Source organism: Pseudomonas sp. GM50, assembly GCF_000282375.1.
In the GTDB taxonomy this organism is placed as follows: Bacteria; Pseudomonadota; Gammaproteobacteria; order Pseudomonadales; family Pseudomonadaceae; genus Aquipseudomonas.
In genome coordinates this window covers 13,522-29,481 of the sequence record NZ_AKJK01000103.1, presented here as the reverse complement: position 1 = coordinate 29,481, position 15,960 = coordinate 13,522, and the positions used below count along the sequence as shown (strand labels likewise).

General features: G+C 56.5%; 19 protein-coding genes and 1 pseudogene. 13 read left to right on the top strand and 7 right to left on the bottom strand.

What is annotated here, in order from left to right; translation table 11 throughout:
* Nucleotides 1-102 precede the first annotated feature (102 nt).
* The 6 genes from PMI30_RS05740 to PMI30_RS05765 all read left to right on the top strand — a co-directional run bounded on the left by PMI30_RS05740 (nt 103) and on the right by PMI30_RS05765 (nt 4,649).
* Complete coding sequence (locus PMI30_RS05740) at nt 103-1,071, top strand: tripartite tricarboxylate transporter substrate binding protein (RefSeq protein WP_008013245.1); 969 nt, start codon at nt 103-105, stop codon at nt 1,069-1,071.
* Between the two features lies 1 nt (nt 1,072).
* Nucleotides 1,073-1,564, top strand: coding sequence for a tripartite tricarboxylate transporter TctB family protein (locus PMI30_RS05745; protein WP_032836027.1), 492 nt, complete (start codon nt 1,073-1,075; stop codon nt 1,562-1,564).
* A 24-nt stretch (nt 1,565-1,588) separates the two neighbouring features.
* A complete protein-coding gene (locus PMI30_RS05750; RefSeq protein WP_008013242.1) occupies nt 1,589-3,097 on the top strand; it encodes a tripartite tricarboxylate transporter permease in 1,509 nt (502 codons plus the stop codon).
* A gap of 247 nt (nt 3,098-3,344) precedes the next feature.
* Nucleotides 3,345-3,617 (top strand): CopG family ribbon-helix-helix protein, encoded by a 273-nt coding sequence (locus PMI30_RS05755; protein WP_008013240.1) that lies wholly within the window; start codon nt 3,345-3,347, stop codon nt 3,615-3,617.
* On the top strand, nt 3,617-3,892 hold the full coding sequence (locus PMI30_RS05760) for a type II toxin-antitoxin system RelE/ParE family toxin (RefSeq protein ID WP_008013237.1): 276 nt from the start codon (nt 3,617-3,619) through the stop codon (nt 3,890-3,892). The genes PMI30_RS05755 and PMI30_RS05760 overlap by 1 nt, the downstream gene beginning before the upstream one ends.
* Before the next feature lie 454 nt (nt 3,893-4,346).
* Nucleotides 4,347-4,649, top strand: coding sequence for a hypothetical protein (locus PMI30_RS05765; protein ID WP_008013235.1), 303 nt, complete (start codon nt 4,347-4,349; stop codon nt 4,647-4,649).
* A gap of 588 nt (nt 4,650-5,237) precedes the next feature.
* Here the strand turns inward: PMI30_RS05765 and PMI30_RS31380 are convergent.
* Together PMI30_RS31380 and PMI30_RS05770 are read right to left on the bottom strand one after the other, a co-directional pair.
* Nucleotides 5,238-5,363, bottom strand: a pseudogene (locus tag PMI30_RS31380) (carboxymuconolactone decarboxylase family protein); the annotation flags it as partial.
* 172 nt (nt 5,364-5,535) lie between these two features.
* Entirely contained in the window at nt 5,536-5,967 is a 432-nt protein-coding gene (locus PMI30_RS05770) for a nuclear transport factor 2 family protein (protein WP_008013234.1), read from the bottom strand.
* A gap of 364 nt (nt 5,968-6,331) precedes the next feature.
* Here PMI30_RS05770 and PMI30_RS05775 point away from each other — a divergent pair, with 364 nt between their 5' ends.
* The 3 genes from PMI30_RS05775 to PMI30_RS05785 are packed head-to-tail and all read left to right on the top strand — an operon-like array spanning nt 6,332 to nt 8,237.
* Nucleotides 6,332-6,973 carry a hypothetical protein gene (locus PMI30_RS05775; RefSeq protein WP_008013232.1) on the top strand — a complete coding sequence of 214 codons (642 nt, stop codon included), beginning with the start codon at nt 6,332-6,334 and terminating at the stop codon, nt 6,971-6,973.
* Complete coding sequence (locus PMI30_RS05780) at nt 6,973-7,416, top strand: phage holin family protein (protein ID WP_008013230.1); 444 nt, start codon at nt 6,973-6,975, stop codon at nt 7,414-7,416. Before PMI30_RS05775 ends, PMI30_RS05780 begins: the two co-directional genes overlap by 1 nt.
* Nucleotides 7,413-8,237 (top strand): DUF3618 domain-containing protein, encoded by an 825-nt coding sequence (locus tag PMI30_RS05785; protein WP_008013228.1) that lies wholly within the window; start codon nt 7,413-7,415, stop codon nt 8,235-8,237. Before PMI30_RS05780 ends, PMI30_RS05785 begins: the two co-directional genes overlap by 4 nt.
* Nucleotides 8,238-8,321: 84 nt before the next feature.
* Here the strand turns inward: PMI30_RS05785 and PMI30_RS05790 are convergent, their stop codons facing one another.
* On the bottom strand, nt 8,322-8,879 hold the full coding sequence (locus PMI30_RS05790) for an ATP-dependent Clp protease proteolytic subunit (RefSeq protein WP_007900348.1): 558 nt from the start codon (nt 8,877-8,879) through the stop codon (nt 8,322-8,324).
* 290 nt (nt 8,880-9,169) lie between these two features.
* Here PMI30_RS05790 and PMI30_RS30855 point away from each other — a divergent pair, with 290 nt between their 5' ends.
* On the top strand, nt 9,170-9,469 hold the full coding sequence (locus tag PMI30_RS30855; RefSeq protein WP_008013226.1) for a general stress protein: 300 nt from the start codon (nt 9,170-9,172) through the stop codon (nt 9,467-9,469).
* 70 nt (nt 9,470-9,539) lie between these two features.
* Here PMI30_RS30855 and PMI30_RS05795 read toward each other — a convergent pair whose 3' ends face one another.
* Nucleotides 9,540-10,466, bottom strand: coding sequence for a LysR family transcriptional regulator (locus tag PMI30_RS05795; RefSeq protein ID WP_008013223.1), 927 nt, complete (start codon nt 10,464-10,466; stop codon nt 9,540-9,542).
* 144 nt (nt 10,467-10,610) lie between these two features.
* Between PMI30_RS05795 and PMI30_RS05800 the strand changes: the two genes are divergently transcribed.
* Both PMI30_RS05800 and PMI30_RS05805 read left to right on the top strand, forming a co-directional pair.
* Entirely contained in the window at nt 10,611-11,015 is a 405-nt protein-coding gene (locus tag PMI30_RS05800; RefSeq protein WP_008013222.1) for a RidA family protein, read from the top strand.
* Nucleotides 11,016-11,161: 146 nt separating this feature from the next.
* A complete protein-coding gene (locus PMI30_RS05805) occupies nt 11,162-11,503 on the top strand; it encodes a hypothetical protein (RefSeq protein WP_008013219.1) in 342 nt (113 codons plus the stop codon).
* 143 nt (nt 11,504-11,646) lie between these two features.
* Here PMI30_RS05805 and PMI30_RS05810 read toward each other — a convergent pair whose 3' ends face one another.
* The 3 genes from PMI30_RS05810 to PMI30_RS05820 form a co-directional block, all read right to left on the bottom strand.
* Nucleotides 11,647-13,068 carry an amino acid permease gene (locus PMI30_RS05810; protein WP_008013217.1) on the bottom strand — a complete coding sequence of 474 codons (1,422 nt, stop codon included), beginning with the start codon at nt 13,066-13,068 and terminating at the stop codon, nt 11,647-11,649.
* 110 nt (nt 13,069-13,178) lie between these two features.
* Nucleotides 13,179-14,204, bottom strand: a complete 1,026-nt coding sequence (locus PMI30_RS05815; RefSeq protein WP_008013215.1) for an ornithine cyclodeaminase — start codon at nt 14,202-14,204, stop codon at nt 13,179-13,181.
* 51 nt (nt 14,205-14,255) lie between these two features.
* On the bottom strand, nt 14,256-15,290 hold the full coding sequence (locus PMI30_RS05820) for a histone deacetylase family protein (protein WP_008013213.1): 1,035 nt from the start codon (nt 15,288-15,290) through the stop codon (nt 14,256-14,258).
* 120 nt (nt 15,291-15,410) lie between these two features.
* On the opposite strand from PMI30_RS05820, the gene PMI30_RS05825 reads away from it, so the two are divergent.
* Nucleotides 15,411-15,911 (top strand): Lrp/AsnC family transcriptional regulator, encoded by a 501-nt coding sequence (locus PMI30_RS05825; RefSeq protein ID WP_008013211.1) that lies wholly within the window; start codon nt 15,411-15,413, stop codon nt 15,909-15,911.
* The last annotated feature ends 49 nt before the right edge of the window (nt 15,912-15,960 follow it).

The window sequence follows — 15,960 nt, the reverse complement described above, 5'->3', positions numbered from 1 at the left end:
AACAAACACAACTATGACCTACGCTTATTCCCAGATGCCTGTTCAACGAGCAGGGGCTACCCCTGATCGAAAACAACAAGAACTGTTATCGGGAGATCACACATGCTTGCCTTGTTCCGTCGATTCAGCAGCAACATGGCCGCCGCTGTCATTACCGCCGCCACGCTCGCATCACCTGTTTTTGCGCTGGACACCGTCAAGTTCATGGCCCCAGGTTCGGTCGGTGGTGGTTATGACCAGACCGCACGGGTCCTGGGCAAAGCCATGGTCGAGGCCAAAACGGCCAAGGCCGTCACCTTTGAAAACAAGGGCGGTGCCGGTGGGACCCTGGGGTTGGCGCAATTTGCCAACGGCACCAAGGGCGACGCCAATGCCCTGATTGTGGTCGGCGCGATCATGGTCGCGGCCATCGAGCAGAACAAACCGCAAATCACCTTGAAGGACGTGACACCGATCGCCCGGCTGTTTACCGAATACAACGTGATTGCCGTGCGTGACGACTCCCCGTACAAAACCCTGGACGACTTGCTCAAAGACTTCAAAGCCAACCCGTCCAGTATCAAATGGGGCGGTGGCTCCAAAGGGTCGATCGACCACATTGGCATCGCCGAACTGGCGAGCAAAATGGACGTCCCTGTCAACAAGGTGAATTACGTCGCCTTCGCCGGTGGCGGCGAAGTCGTCGCCGCGGTGCTGGGTGGCCATATCACGGTGATCACCGGCGGCTACGCCGAGCTTGCCAAATACGTCCAGTCCAAACAGTTCCGCTTACTCGCCATCGGCGCGCCCAACCGCGTTGAAGGCATCGATGCACCGACCCTCAAAGAGGCTGGATACGACGTGACGATCGGCAACTGGCGGGGTGTTTACGGCGCAGCGGGCCTGACGCCCGAGCAACGTAAAGAACTGACCGAAGCCGTCCTGACCGCCACCAAAAGCACCGTCTGGCAAGAAAACGTAAAAACCAATGCGTGGTCACCGAGCATTTTGACCGGGGATGATTTCGGTAAATTCGTCGAAGAAGAGCACGGGCGCCTGCGCGCGATGCTGGTCAAGGTCGGGCTGCTTTGAGATGGCCGGGCGCTGGAGAGTCATGCCGGCCCAACTGGCGATTGGCTTAGGTGTCGTCGTCATCAGCGCGGTATTGGCGTTCGGCGCCTCGCGGTTTCCTCCCGAGATGGGCTTCGTCATCATGGCGGCCTATGTCTACCCCTATGCCGTCGCGGTGTTTCTCGGCGTCGTCGGTTTGTTGATGTGCTATCAGGCGCTCACCGGTGGTTTTCGCAACCTTGGCGACGACCACGAAACCACCCAGGCTCAACCCGGCGGCAAGCTCGGCGCGACCTGGGTCACGGCGGGGCTGGTAGGGGTCGCCTTGCTCATTACCTACATCGGCTTCGTATTGGCAGCGGCACTGCTGTTTGCCTGTTCGGCACGGGGCTTTGGCAGTCGCAGCCCACTGCGGGACCTCGCCATAGGTATCGCCCTGACGCTGCCGATTTACTGGCTTTTCACCGCCGGGCTAGGGGTTTCCCTTCCGCCCCTGGTCAACGCCTGGATCTGATCCGGGCCGAAGGAGGTCGACAAGGTGGACATTCTCGCAAGTCTGGCAAGCGGCTTCGGGGCCGCGTTGGCACCGATCAATCTGATGTGGGGCTTTATCGGCTGCCTGCTGGGTACCGCAATCGGTGTTTTGCCGGGGATCGGACCGGCGCTGACTGTCGCCTTGTTGCTGCCGATCACCGCCAAGGTCGATCCTACCGGGGCGCTGATCATGTTCGCCGGCATCTATTACGGCGCTCAGTTTGGCGGCTCCACCACCTCGATTCTGCTCAATACCCCCGGGGAGTCGTCCTCCATGGTCACGGCCCTGGAAGGCAACCTCATGGCCCGTAACGGACGGGCCGGCCCGGCGCTGGCGACGGCCGCTATCGGTTCATTCGTGGCCGGCACCATCGCGACGATTTTGTTGACGTTGTTCGCGCCACTCGTTGCCACGCTGGCACTGAAATTCGGGCCAGCGGAGTATTTCGCGATTCTGGTGCTGGCCTTCACCACGGTGTCGGCGGTGCTCGGTGCGTCGATGCTGCGCGGCTTTGCCTCACTGGGCATCGGGCTGACCATCGGCTTGATCGGCCTGGACTCGACCTCAGGCATTGCCCGCTACACCATGGAGGTGCCCGAGCTGGTCGATGGCATCGAAGTGGTGCTGGTGGCGGTCGGCTTGTTTGCCGTCGGTGAGGCCTTGTACAGCGTGCTCTACCAAAAGGAAGAAACGGGCAGCCGACATCGCCTGACCTCGTTGTGGATGACCCGCGCCGACTGGAAACGCTCGATTCCCGCGTGGCTGCGGGGCACCTTGATCGGTTTTCCCTTCGGGTCGATTCCAGCCGGTGGCGCGGAAATTCCGACGTTCCTGTCTTATTCGACCGAACGCAAACTCAGCAAATACCCGAAAGAGTTCGCGGCCAGCAAAGGCGAGGGCGCCATCGAAGGTGTCGCCGGCCCCGAGGCGGCCAACAACGCCAGCGCTACTGGTTCGCTGGTGCCGCTGCTGACGCTGGGCATCCCGACCTCCGCCACGGCGGCGATCCTGTTGGCTGCATTCCAGAACTACAACCTGCAACCGGGGCCGCTGCTGTTCCAGACCTCGGGTGAGTTGGTCTGGACGCTGGTGGCCTCTTTGTACATCGGCAACGCCATTCTGTTGGTGCTGAACCTGCCGTTGGTTGGGCTGTGGGTCAAACTCTTGCAGATTCCACGGCCCTACCTGAACGCCGGCATTCTGGTGTTCGCCACCATCGGCGTATACGGCATGCGCCACTCGACGTTCGACCTGTTTCTGATGCTGGGCATCGGCTGGGCGGGGGTGTTGATGCGCCGTTTCGATTTCCCCGTCGCCCCGGTGATCGTCGGCATGCTGCTGGGCCCGATGGCGGAAAAACAACTGCGCAACGCCTTGTCCATCAGCCAGGGCGACTGGATGGTGTTTGTGACACAACCGATTGCGGCGTCGGTTCTGGTGCTGACGTTGTTGGTGTTGCTGGTTCCGTATTTGCTGCATAAACGCGGGATCAAATTGCATGAGGATGATTGAGTGCGTTGTAAGCCGGTTTGATGATCTGCACGACGATGCATGTCAACGCCAGCTCCAGCCCCAGCGCTGCCCTTGTGTTTTCCTCTTACCTCAAAGTTGACATCTTGGCCCCTGTTTCGTCCGTCTATCGAGGGTATTACCTCAATCTGGTGCTGCGCTTGACGATGTATCGCTATTCGATATAATTGGTTTTGATTCAAGTTGATTAGTGACGAGACAAGACAAATCACATCAGGAGTAATCGATCATGGCCACTAACGCGAAAACCCGATCCGTGACAGCCCATGTCCCTGTGCAGCTTGCCGAGAAAGTCGATTTGATGGCTGAGCGTCTAGAACGCTCCAAGAACTGGATCGTCAAACAGGCGCTATCCGCTTGGATAGATCAGGAAGAAGAACGCAGTCGACTTACTCGTGAAGCCTTGGCCGATGTAGATGCTGGTCGCGTGATTGACCACCAGACTGTCCAGTCCTGGGCTGATAGCCTCAGCACAGACACACCGTTGCCGGCGCCGCGTTGATGGATTTGAAGTGGACAAGTAAGGCGCTTTCCGACATTACCCGGCTGTATGAGTTTCTGGCGGCGGTGAATCAACCTGCTGCCGCACGGACAGTACAGCAACTGACGACTACACCGACCACGCTGCTGGCCAACCCACGCATTGGCGAGCGTCTGGAAGAGTTCGAGCCGCGTGATGTGCGACGAATTCAAGTCGGCCACTATGAGATGCGCTACGAGATAGTCGAGTCCACCATTTACCTGCTGCGTTTGTGGCACACGCGTGAGGATCGATAGCCTGGCAAATGCAGGCCGCCCGGCCCGATGGCGGAAAAAACTGCGCAACGCCTTGTCCATCAGCCAGGGCGACTGGATGATAAATGCGGCATCAAATTGCATGAGGCTGATTGAGTGCCGATCGTTCCCACGCGATCGTAGGAACGATCAACTTTGTGGCGCACAACTTTCCAAGACGTTTCCTACAACGTACCCTGTTGCCGCGTTTCGGTATCGCCCCCTATAGTTCGTGCTCGCGGAAAACACCGCGAACGACCTTGGCCGGTCGGTCACCCCAAAACGCATCAGCGTCATTGTTCAGACCTTTTTATGTCTGGATATCGTGTTATGGCAGCTGTGCGCGGGACACCCTCGGGTGTGCCGGTTTTGGGTGTGCCGGTCGGCCAACCCGCACACAGCTGCCACCTTTTCGCTTGGCCGCGGACGGTGGTTGCTCTATTTGGAGTTACACCCTATGTTCGATCAAGTCATGCCCCGTTACCTCCCCATCGACACCTACGACGCCGAAACCCCGGTGCTCTTCATCAACACCCACAAAGAACTCAGCGACATGGCCGCTTGCGCCATGCACCGCTTCACCGTGGTCCGCGATCTGACCGACACCTTGTCCAGCCTCAATCTCAAAGGTATTTCCGACTGCGACCTGACCCGTATCACCCGGGCGGTGCACCTGCTGACGCGTGAAGGTTGCGCAATACTGGATGTGATTCAGGCTCGGGCGTTGCAGCGGGAGGAGGGGTTCAAGGCTGCTGTTTAGCGGTGTGTCATCTGACGCTATCGCGAGCAGGCTCGCTCCCACATCGGGTTTTCTGTGAACACATTATTTGTGTACGCCAGCGATCAACTGTGGGAGCGAGCCTGCTCGCGATGGGGCCGGCACATCCAGCATAACCATCGCCTGACACTCCCTCATCTTGCACACAACCTTGTGGCGAGGGGGCTTGCCCCCGTTGGGTTGCGAAGCAGCCCCAAAACTGACACCGCATTATTTCAGGTACACCACGAGCGCTGATTTTACGACTGCTGCGCAGCCGAACGGGGGCAAGCCCCCTCGCCACAAGTGTTTGTGGGAAACAGCCTTCACCCCCGATAACGCAGCGCATCCACCAACAACGCAAACGCCGGCGATGCCTGACGCCGGCGCGGTTCGCGTCGATGCACCTTTCAAAGCAACTGCACCGGCCCGGGTCAGTGGCGGCACAGTCACCTTCGAACCCGGCGCTCGCACGGCATGGCTTGCCCGCGATAGCGGTGTATCAGCCAACATTAATGCCGACTGACACTCCCTCTTCGCGGGCAAGCCCGTTCCCACAGGGATTGCGCTTACCTGACTGGCATTAGCTTTTCATCCTTGGGCTTTGCGTGACGCGAATACGTCCTTCAGGACAGGAACAGCAAACATCTCCTTCGGCCAGCCGACGTAAAACGCCAGGTGCGTGATGACCTCGGCGGCTTGGGGTTGGGTCAGGCCTAAAGAGGCTGGATAGATCGATTAAGGCCAATAAGCCGTGGGCTCATCAATTGAGCCCGAAAAGATCGCAGCCTTCGGCAGCTCCTACGGATTTTCGTGGGTGTACCCGGTCGGCGTAGGAGCTGCCAAAGGCTGCGATCTTTTCGGGCTGCCAATGTTTAACTGACAGAAATCAGAAACGGAACGCTTGTCGTCCTACCAGTAGCCATTTGCCTTTCTGTTTCTGCCAGACCTGGAAGTTCTCGATTTCCGTCGGAACGATCTCTTCACCCTTGATGGCTTGTGCCGAAAAATGATGCCGGACCAACGCCACATCACCCGACAGCGTGATGGTCTGCCCCTGCATTTCCAGTGTCTTGAAAGCGCTTTTTCCGGTTTCGATGTCGGCGATGAACGCTTTCTTGTCCTGGATTTTCCCGCTGGAATGGCCGTAGGTTAGGTTTTCAGCGGTGAGCGCATTCAGTTGGGGAATGTTCTTGGTCAGCATGGCTTGCGTCAGATGGTCTACCGCCACGGCGACATCCTTCTCACCCGAGGAGGGGGCTGCCATCACATAGCCGCTGAAGAGGCACAAAAAGCCGATAAGCAATTTCGTTTTTTTCATGGGTATTTTCCTTGTTGTTATAGGGATGACAGGCAAGAGGTACGTATCTCGTCTGTCATCGTACAACTTAGCAGATTTTTGTTACGGGATGCATCCAGTCAGTCAATGAAACGCAATCCTGTGGGAGCGGGCTTGCTCGCGAAGACGGCGGCACATTCAACATTGATGTCGCCTGACACATCGCTTTCGCGAGCAAGCCCGCTCCCACAGGTTCCGCTCTCGCAAATACCTGCGGCGCGTTTTTTATCACTTCATCATCTGCTTGGAACTCCCCGCCAGACACCCTCGTCATCTGCAATGAAGCACCACCGCGGGCACACCGCGGCCACTTCCTGACGTGTTCATTACGAAGGCGAGGGATGACATGACTATTCCAGACAGCAGGACCGGACAACCGGATGCCCCTCGGGATCCCGCAGGCTCCGAACAAAACTTTCAGCATTTAAAGGAGGAGGTTACCGAAGCGATAGGCGGTGCGCGGCATCAGGCCGATGAGCAATTCGGCCAATACCGCGATACCGCAGCGGATCAGATTGAAGCATTGGCCAGAGGCGCCCAGTCAGTCGTTTCCGAGATCAGGACGAACGATACGTTCGGGATGTCCGACTACCTGGCAGACATGGCCGACAGCATGAGCAGCCTGGCGGGAAAATTGCGCAGCAAAAGTGCCGAAGAGCTTTTGCACGATGGCGCTGACCTGGCACGCGACAATCCAGGGTTGTTCATTGTCGGCAGCATCGCGGTGGGGTTCGGTCTGTCGCGGTTCCTGAAAGCGGGCACGGCGATCTTGCCGACAACGACCGACCGTGAGTTCGCCGCCCAAAGCAGCACACCCACGTTCAGTGGCGATGGCTCGCAAGGACTGTATGAAACTTCGATGCCATCCGGAGGCGATTTGTCGCCCGGGTTGGCCACTGGCATCACGCCGTCCACGCCGAGCGCGCCCGACCATCGTGGCGATAGTTCCTCAATGCCGGGGTCCAGCCCCTTCACAGGAGAACGGTGATGAACAGAAACGATCCAGAACTGCAACCCACACCACCCGTCACACCGTCTGTCACGACGGTTGATCATGACGCTTCCGTGGTCGGTTTATTGCGGCAGTTAACTCGGGAAGTACCGGCGTTATTCACCAAGGAGCTGGCGTTGGCCAAGGTGGAATTGCAGGCCAGCCTGACGACGTTGAAAGCAGGGATTGCCGGGGTCGTCGGCGGCGCCATTGTGCTGCTCGCCGGGTTCATCATTGTGCTGATGGCGGTCGTCTACGCCTTGAGCATGGTGATGGCGCCCTGGCTGGCCGCGCTGATTGTCGGCGTCGTGGTGATGGTCATCGGATTCGTGATGCTGCAGGCAGGCAAAAAACAATTCGAGCCTTCCCACTTCAAGCCTGATCGCACCCTGGACGCGTTGAACAAAGACCAGGAAGCCCTGCGGAGGAAAGTGTCATGAACCGAGAATTCGAAACCGAAGCGGCCAAGAGCCCGGAAACCATCGAGCGTGAAATCGATGCGCAACGGGAGAACATCGGGCATATCGTCGACGCGCTGGAAAGCAAGTTTACCCCTGGCCAGATGTTCGATCAGGCGCTGCTGATGATGCAAAGCAACGGCTCGACCTTCCTGACCAACCTGGGCACCAGCGTGCGCAACAATCCCGTGCCCGCAGTGCTGACCTCGGTCGGGCTGATGTGGTTGATGATGAGCCAGAATCGCCCGCCAACACCCCGGGAATATCGCGTCGAGCCGGATGTCGACTGGGCCGATGACTTGGCCGAAGGGCTCGCCGATGGCATGGACAGCGCCCGACAGCGTCTGCACAACACCACTGATTCGCTCAAGGACAGCTATCAGGCGGTCAAGGGTAAGGCCGCTCACCTGAGCGATAGCCTGCATGCGAAGACCGATCACCTCAGTCACGCCGTCCATGACACCAGTGATCGCCTGGCGCGCAGGACTCATGAAATGGGTGACCAGTTCAATCACCTGCTCAAGGAGCAACCACTGATGATGGCTGCGGTCGGTATAGCGGTGGGAGCGTTACTGGGCGCAGCGCTACCGACCACCGCGACGGAGCGTCGCTATCTGGGCAGGACCAGCGCAAGCCTCACCGGCAAGGTCAAACGGCAAGCACGGGAGGGCTATGAGGCGGTGCGCGAAAAGGTGATGGAAACCACGGAGCCCCATGCGTCAATCGCGGGAGAAACGGGAGAGATGCGCAAGACTGCGTCCGAAACCTCGGCCGATCTGTCGCGTGGCTTGGGGACTTCTTGACAGGTATCAGGGCAAGGCGGGAGGTCTTGCACAGACGTCCCGTCGAGCCCGGTGTATCGGTATCGAGGCCATCTGGAACGTGCGTCAGCCGCCACTGATTTTCCAGTGTTTGACGTTATCGGCAAACACCATCTGATGCATTTCGTGGGCGATTCCGTAGGCCAGGGATTCATGCGCCGCGATTACTTTTTCTTCCGCTGAAAGGCAATGGAAAATGTCCAGTTTGGTATCCGCGTGGGCGGTTTCCAGGGCAAAGATTTGCACATACCGCGCGAGGTCGTTATCCAGGCTTGAGAGGTATTCGCGCAGCCGTTGATGGTCGACCGAGCTTTGGCTGAAGTACCAATTCATGGGGTGAATCAGAAACCGCGAATGGGGCGCGGTGATCCTTCGTCCGGCGGCCAGGTACATGATGATGCCCATCGACTCGATGTTGCCGGCATTGATCGCACACAGCGGCACCGGCAGGGATTTGAGGAAGGTATAGAGGGCGAAACCAAAATTGGTGCTGCCGCCGCTGGTGGAGAGATTCAGCAGTAAGGAGGAGGCGCCCTGGTCGATGGCGTCGAGGCAGCAGTCCCTGAAGCGTTCCATCGTGCCCTGATCAATCTGGCAATGAAAGTGGACGATGTGCTCGGTCATCGACGTACCTCCATACAGGATAAATTAGAGAGCTGACAGTTCAGCGTAACTGCTTGAATGATGCCAGACCTCAACGCGCTTTTCTTTCATCAATTTGTATAACCGGAACTCATTTTTATACTCGTTTTACTCACACCCATTAGTCGCCACATCCGGAGTTTTCTGGAACTAATCATCCCGATCCGCTTGTCGCAAGAACGGCAGATCAGTTCAAACTTTCAATCGCAGAAAACCTCGGAATTAGACGAGCCGATGACGAAGGCTCGTGAATAACAATGAGGAGAACGGAAATGGCTAACACCGGAAACAAGAACCCAGGCAATTTTGCCAATGACCCTGGAAAAGCCAACGAAGCCGGTAGAAAAGGCGGGGAGTCGGGCGGCGGTATGATGAACGATCCGCAACGCGCCTCCGAAGCCGGCAAAAAAGGTGGACAGGCCTCAGGGGGCCGTCAATCCAGTGATACCAATCGTTCTGGCAGCGGACAGGGAGGAGGCCGCCCAGGCACCTTTGTCGAAGACAGAGAGAAATCATCTGACGCAGGCAAAAAAGGAGGAGGGCAATATCCCGGCGGCGGGCGTAAACCCTGATGCCGAGTGAAATACACCAAGCCCCGCTTTTGGCGGGGCTTGGTTTTATCCAGGTCAGAATCCTGTTGCCTCACGAATCATGCCGGTCCGTGACAGGCGCATGCTGTGCCATCAACTCAGCGACCCAATCAATGAATACGCGCAACTTGAAGCTGATATGCCGGTTCGGCGGAAAGGCCACGTAGATCGGCATCGGATCGAGGCGCCAATCTTCGAACAAACGGACCAACTCGCCGCGCGCTTCGTATGGTTTGGACATGTAGTCTGGCAGCCAAAGAATTCCGAGGCCGGCCAGCCCGGCCGCGATGTAGGCATTGCCATCGTCGACTGCCAACACATAGCGACCCTTGATATGGACGCTCTCGCTGTTGCTGCGCATGGCATAAGGCACGGCTTTGCCTGTGCGTGCCCACAGGAAACCGACGACACGATGATGCGAATCTTCTAGCTCTTGCGGATGCGACGGTGTACCGAGGCGCTCCAGGTAGCTCGGTGCCGCATAAACGCCCAACTGGAGTTCGCCTACCCGCCGAGCCATCAGAGACTGATCGGTTAGTTCGCCGCCGCGCACAACGCAATCGACATGCTCACCGATCATGTCCACGATGCGATCGCTGACGCCCATGTCGATCTGGATGTCAGGGTATCGAGCATGAAACGCAGGCATCGCCGGCACCAGAATCATGCTGGCCAACGGGCTCGGCACATCCACTCGCAGCCGGCCCCGGGGCAGGGCCGAGGCGCTGGACAGGCTAGTCTCGGCATCGTCCATGTCAGCCAACAAACGTACGACGCGCTCGTAATAGACGGCGCCGTCGGCCGTTACGTTGACCTTGCGCGTCGTGCGGTTGAGTAATTTGACGCGTAACCGGGCCTCCAACTGCTGCACCAGTTGCGTCACAGTCGTCTTGCTCATATGCAGTGTTTCGGCCGCCTTGGTGAAGCTGCCCGTTTCCACCACCCGAGCAAATGCCAGCATCGCATCGAAACGGTCCATTTCTGCCCCGGATATCTATTGGATTGTTTGGGTTTTACAAACAGTGATGGCTACAGTTGCTCGTTTATCGGGCCGGCACAAGTCCTTAAAGTCTCTTTCATCATTAATTGCGGGTCGGCTTTGATCCGTTGAAGGAGGCACTGTATGACCAAGCGTGATGTTGTTTTTCCGCCCGGACGCCAAGCGCTTTATGAGCGCAATCGCTATTCGCCGGCTATCCGGTCCAATGGCTTTTTATTCGTTTCGGGGCAAGTCGGTAGTACCGAAGACGGCTCACCCGAGCCCGACCTGGAGACCCAGGTTCGGCTCGCATTTAACAATCTGAACGCGATCCTGGGATCTGCCGGTTGCACCTTCGACGACGTGATTGACATAACGGTCTTCATCGTCGATCCGCAAGAGAAGTTCGAGACGATCTGGAAGGTTGTGCCGGAGTTCTGGGGTAACGCACCGCACCCGACATTAACCGCTGTCGGGGTCACGTGGCTGTATGGCTTTGAGTTCGAGATCAAGGTGATCGCCAAGCTTCCTGAAACCATCAAGAGCTGACCCGCGATAGCGCGGCGTAACTATCGGTTCAAGTAATAGTGACAATCAAGGAACGCAAGTTCTGGTTTGTTGGGCAAAGGTGGAAAATCGCCTCCATCGAAGACGCTGCTCAATGAACCAGACTTTTTATTTTCAGGACTTCACCGATGCGCCCTTTATTTGTTCCTGTCATGGCTTTCGCCTCTTTGCTGCTGGCCGGTTGCGCCTCCGCGCCGAACGACCCGACGCAGACCTTCCAGACGAAAAAAACGCCTGCCGAGTACGCCGACTGCGTGATTCCGAAGTTGCAGGGCAGCGCACTGAACCCGACGGTCTCGCAAACCCAGCGCAGCTACCGGATCGTGGTGCCGAGCAAAGTCGCGGCAGACAACGTTCTCGAAGCCTACAAGGCCCCGAATGGCGGCAAGGTGTTTTTGTATGAGCGCCACTTGCTGGCATCGAACTTCATGCCTTCGAGTTTCGAACGTGCCGCGCAGGAATGCCTGTAACCGGTAACCGCTTTTAAAAATGCTCCTTTGGTTGGCCGCAACCAACCAATTTTTTGTCCCGTGCCTCATTCGGTCACGGGACTTTTTTTGCGTGCGGTTTTTTGCGTGCAGGTTTTTGCATGCAGGTTTTAGTGTGCAATGGATCATTCTTTGAGAAGTGATCCTGCCGCGTGGCTGGCCTGGTTCCTGCTCCTGAAATGTGAGAATTGGTACGCGATGGCCAACCAAATGAACCATGCAGGCATTACGCACAGTGCAAGACGGGTGTCTGGCCGAAGAGCCAGCAGGCACAGCACAAATGCAAGGAATGCGAGGGAGAACCACGCCATCGGCACGCCCCCAGGCATTTTGTACCGCGATTGCGCATGCAGGTCGGGCCTTGCTTTGCGATACGCGATGTAGGACGCCAGGATGGTCGACCAGGTAAAGATCACCAGGATGGCCGACACCGTCGACACGATGGTAAAGGCAGTCATGACTTCAGGGATGATGAACAGCAGCAGCACACCCAGCAGCATCAGAAAGGTCGTGAAGGCCAGGCTGATGAGCGGAACGCTGTTTTTCGACAGCCGTCTGAAAATACCGGGTGCGTTACCCAGGTCGGCCAGGCCGAACAACATGCGGCTGGACGAGAACACGCCGCTGTTGGCGGAAGATGCCGCAGAGGTCAGCACCACAAAGTTGACAATGCCGGCCGCCGCTGGAAAACCCGCGATCAGGAACAGTTCGACAAAGGGACTTTTGTTGGGCGATACCTGCTGCCACGAGGTCACCGCGATGATGCAGACCAGGGACAGAACATAAAAAAGGATGATCCTGAGCGGTATGGAATTGATGGCTTTGGGCAGCGTTTTTTCGGGCGACTTGGTTTCGGCGGCCGCGGTGCCAATTAACTCCGTGCCCGCGAACGAAAAGATCGCCATCTGAAAGCCGGCGAAGAAGCCGAACAGGCCGTTGGGGAAGGCGGCCTGCTTGTCCAGCAGGTGCGTCAGGGAAGCCGTGACTCCCGTGGGTGAGACGAAGGAGCTGGCAATCAGCACCACACTCACGGAGATCAGCGCGACGACTGCGATTATCTTGATGATCGCGAACCAGAATTCAACCTCGCCGAACAGTTTGACGGTGAGCACATTCAAGGCGAACAGGGTCAGCATCATGCCGATGGCGGGGATCCAGGCCGGTACATCAGGGAACCAGTATTGAAAGAACCCGCCAACGACCACTGCATCTCCTACAACGGCCACGCTCCAGCTCAACCAGTATGACCAACCGAGAAAGAAGGCCGCACGAGGGCCGAGGTAGGCCCCGGCAAAGTCAGCAAAGCTTTTGAAGTTCAGGTTAGATAAAAGCAGCTCTCCCATGGCACGCATAACGAAGTAAACAAAAAGACCGATGATCATATAGATAAGTATGATCGAGGTGCCGGACAGGGCGATGATCTTGCCGGAGCCCATGAACAGCCCCGTACCAATGGCGCCGCCCATGGCCATTAGTTGAATGTGACGATTGCTGAGCGTGCGCTGTAATGCGGGTTGTTCAGCTATTTCATGCATATCTGATTTCATCACAAAACCTCTTGATTTTATGTTTTTGAGTTTTGGCAGATAAATAGTGCGTGTGTTTTATTGTTGTATGTATTGCCTTGCAGGGTGAGCACTCTTGCAGTAGCGGTTAATCAGTTAGCGTTTCCCTCAATCAGTTGATACAGGTTTTTTATATTGGCTGGCGTGGGTACAAGATGGATTTTTTCACCGACTGCGTATTTGCCAGCCTGGTCATGCAAATAACGAAGTGAAGAAAAGTCTTCAAGCGCGAATCCTACCGAGTCGAACACCGTGACTTGGGTGTCATTTTCTCGGCCTGGTTCGTTATCCCGAACGATGCGGAAATATTCGATGACGGGAAAGTCAGCGTCCAGTTGCTGAATGTCGCCTTCAATGCGTGTTTGCGGTTCAAACTCGACAATAATCCGGGCGTCGCGCAGGATATCTACGTGAAGTTCGGTTTTCCCGGGGCAGTCACCGCCAACCGCGTTGATGTGCATGCCCGGCTCGATCATGTCGGGCGTCAAGATTGTCGCGTAGGCCTTGTCCGCTGTGACGGTGGTGATGATATCGACGCCTTTGACGGCTTCATGCACCGAGGAGGCTACGGTGACATTGATGCCGGTATAGCTTTCCAGGTTTTGTTTCAATTTCAATGAGGCAGCACTGTCGATATCGAATATCCGCACCTCGTTGATCCCGAGCATTTCATAAAAGGCAATGGCCTGGAATTCGCTCTGGGCGCCATTTCCGATAATGGCCATGCGTGTCGAACCCTTGCGCGTCAGGGACTGGGCTATCAGGGCGGACGTTGCCGCTGTGCGAACCGCGGTGGTCAGGGTGAGTTCGCTGAGGACTGTGGGGTATCCGCTATCAACGTCCGCCAAAACACCAAAGGCCATGACTGTCAGCAGATTGTTGCTGGCATTGGCGGGATGGCCGTTCACATATTTGAATGAATATTGCTTGCCGTCGTCGGTCGGCATTAACTCGATGACCCCGGAATCGGAGTGATTGGCCGTACGTGGGGACTTATCAAAGTCAGCCCAACGGCAATAGTCGGCTTTGATGTAGAGCGCCATTTCCCTGATGGCATTACCGATTCCGATTTTACGAAAAAGCGTCGCAGCATGATCAACGTCTATGAATAGAGTCATATGTGTTCTCTCTGAGTTGTAAATCCAGGGGGATATATCGGTCTTCAAAACTCAGGATTGTTTACTCTCATATCCATGAAGTACGTTGACCGCATTGATACCGATTTCATCGACCATGTATCCACCTTCCATGACGAAGAGCGTGGGGGCGCCAACAGTGGCGATAATTTCACCCATGCCAAAGAAGTCGTCACTTTCCAGAAGAAAATGGCTGATCGGATCGTCCTTGAAGGTATCGACGCCCAAGGAAATAACTAACAACTCCGGCGAGAAGTTCCTGAGTTTTTTACAGGCATGCATCAGGGCGTTCTGGTAACTCTGCCACGTGGTGTTTTTTGGTAGCGGATAATTCAGGTTATAACCTTCGCCGGCACCGGTGCCGCATTCGGAACTGAAACCTGAGTAATAAGGATAAGAAACCGACGGCTCTCCATGCAGAGAGGCAAACATCACATCATTGCGGTTATAGAAGATGTTTTGCGTTCCGTTACCATGATGGAAGTCGACGTCCAGCACCGCGACACGTTTTGCACCTTGGGTGAGTGCATGTTGCGCGGCGATGGCTGCGTTATTCAGGTAGCAGTAACCTCCCATGTATTCACGAGCGGCATGGTGGCCGGGTGGACGACACAGGGCAAAGGCACTGTTATGGCCTTCGTTGATCAACGATAGGCCGGTGAGAGCAATGTCCGCGCTGGTTTTGACTGCATCCCAAGTGGTCGCGGTGATCGGCGAGCCGGCATCCATGGCAAAGAAACCGAGTTTGCCATCAATGAACGCGGGGACTTGTTCATTGGACAAGTCGCGTACCGGCCAGACGAGGGGCAGGGCATCATGCTCCCGTCCGGTTGCTGTCCATTCGGACCACGCGCTTTCCAGAAACGAGACATAGCGCTCACTGTGTGCATTGACGTAGCACGCCCGGTCAAACGTTCGCGGGACGATGATATCGCCGAGCCCGACGTGCTGGACTCGGTCGCGAACGGTATCCGCTCGGCTTGGCTGTTCGAAAGAAGGTTTGAGAACGCCGTCCTTTAGTTCAGTGCCATGGTGCAGTCGATGAGAATCGCTAAAAACTGTAAGCATTAAAACGCATCCGTCATTGTGGTCCAGTGCCAATAGTTTGTTCTGGTTCGGATGCACTTTCTTTGCTTTTCATTCTCGTTCTGCTAGCGTAATCGGGATTATTTACCCTTGGGTGGCGTCATGCAGAAAAAAAATACTCACCGCGCAATGCTTGACGATACCGACCTTTCCATCCTTGCCTTGTTGCAGGAAGACGCCAGCATTTCCAACGCCGAGTTGAGTGAACGGCTGTCGCTAAGCCTGACGCCATGCTGGCGGCGACGTAAGAGACTGGAAGAGGAGGGGGTGATCAAGGATTACCAGGCCAACCTGGATCGGCGAAAACTGGGCCTGGATATTATGGCGTTCGTGCATATTCGCTTTGCCACGCACACTGACCACACCCCGGAAGCCTTTGAAGCCGTCATCATGCAGCTCCCCGAGGTCTTGTCTTGCCACAAGATCACGGGGGATGCCGATTACCTTTTGCAAGTACTGGCCCAGGATCTTGATAGTTACAGTGACTTCGTCGAGAGCGTATTAAGGCGACAACTCGGTATTGCCTCAATCCAGTCAAGTCTTGCGTTGCGTGAAGTCAAAACGACCAGTCGTATCGCCATTCCGGGGCGGACAAAGCAGTAAAGGGGCGTTACAGACCGGACGTCCCACCAACGTTATGACGGCCTGAGCT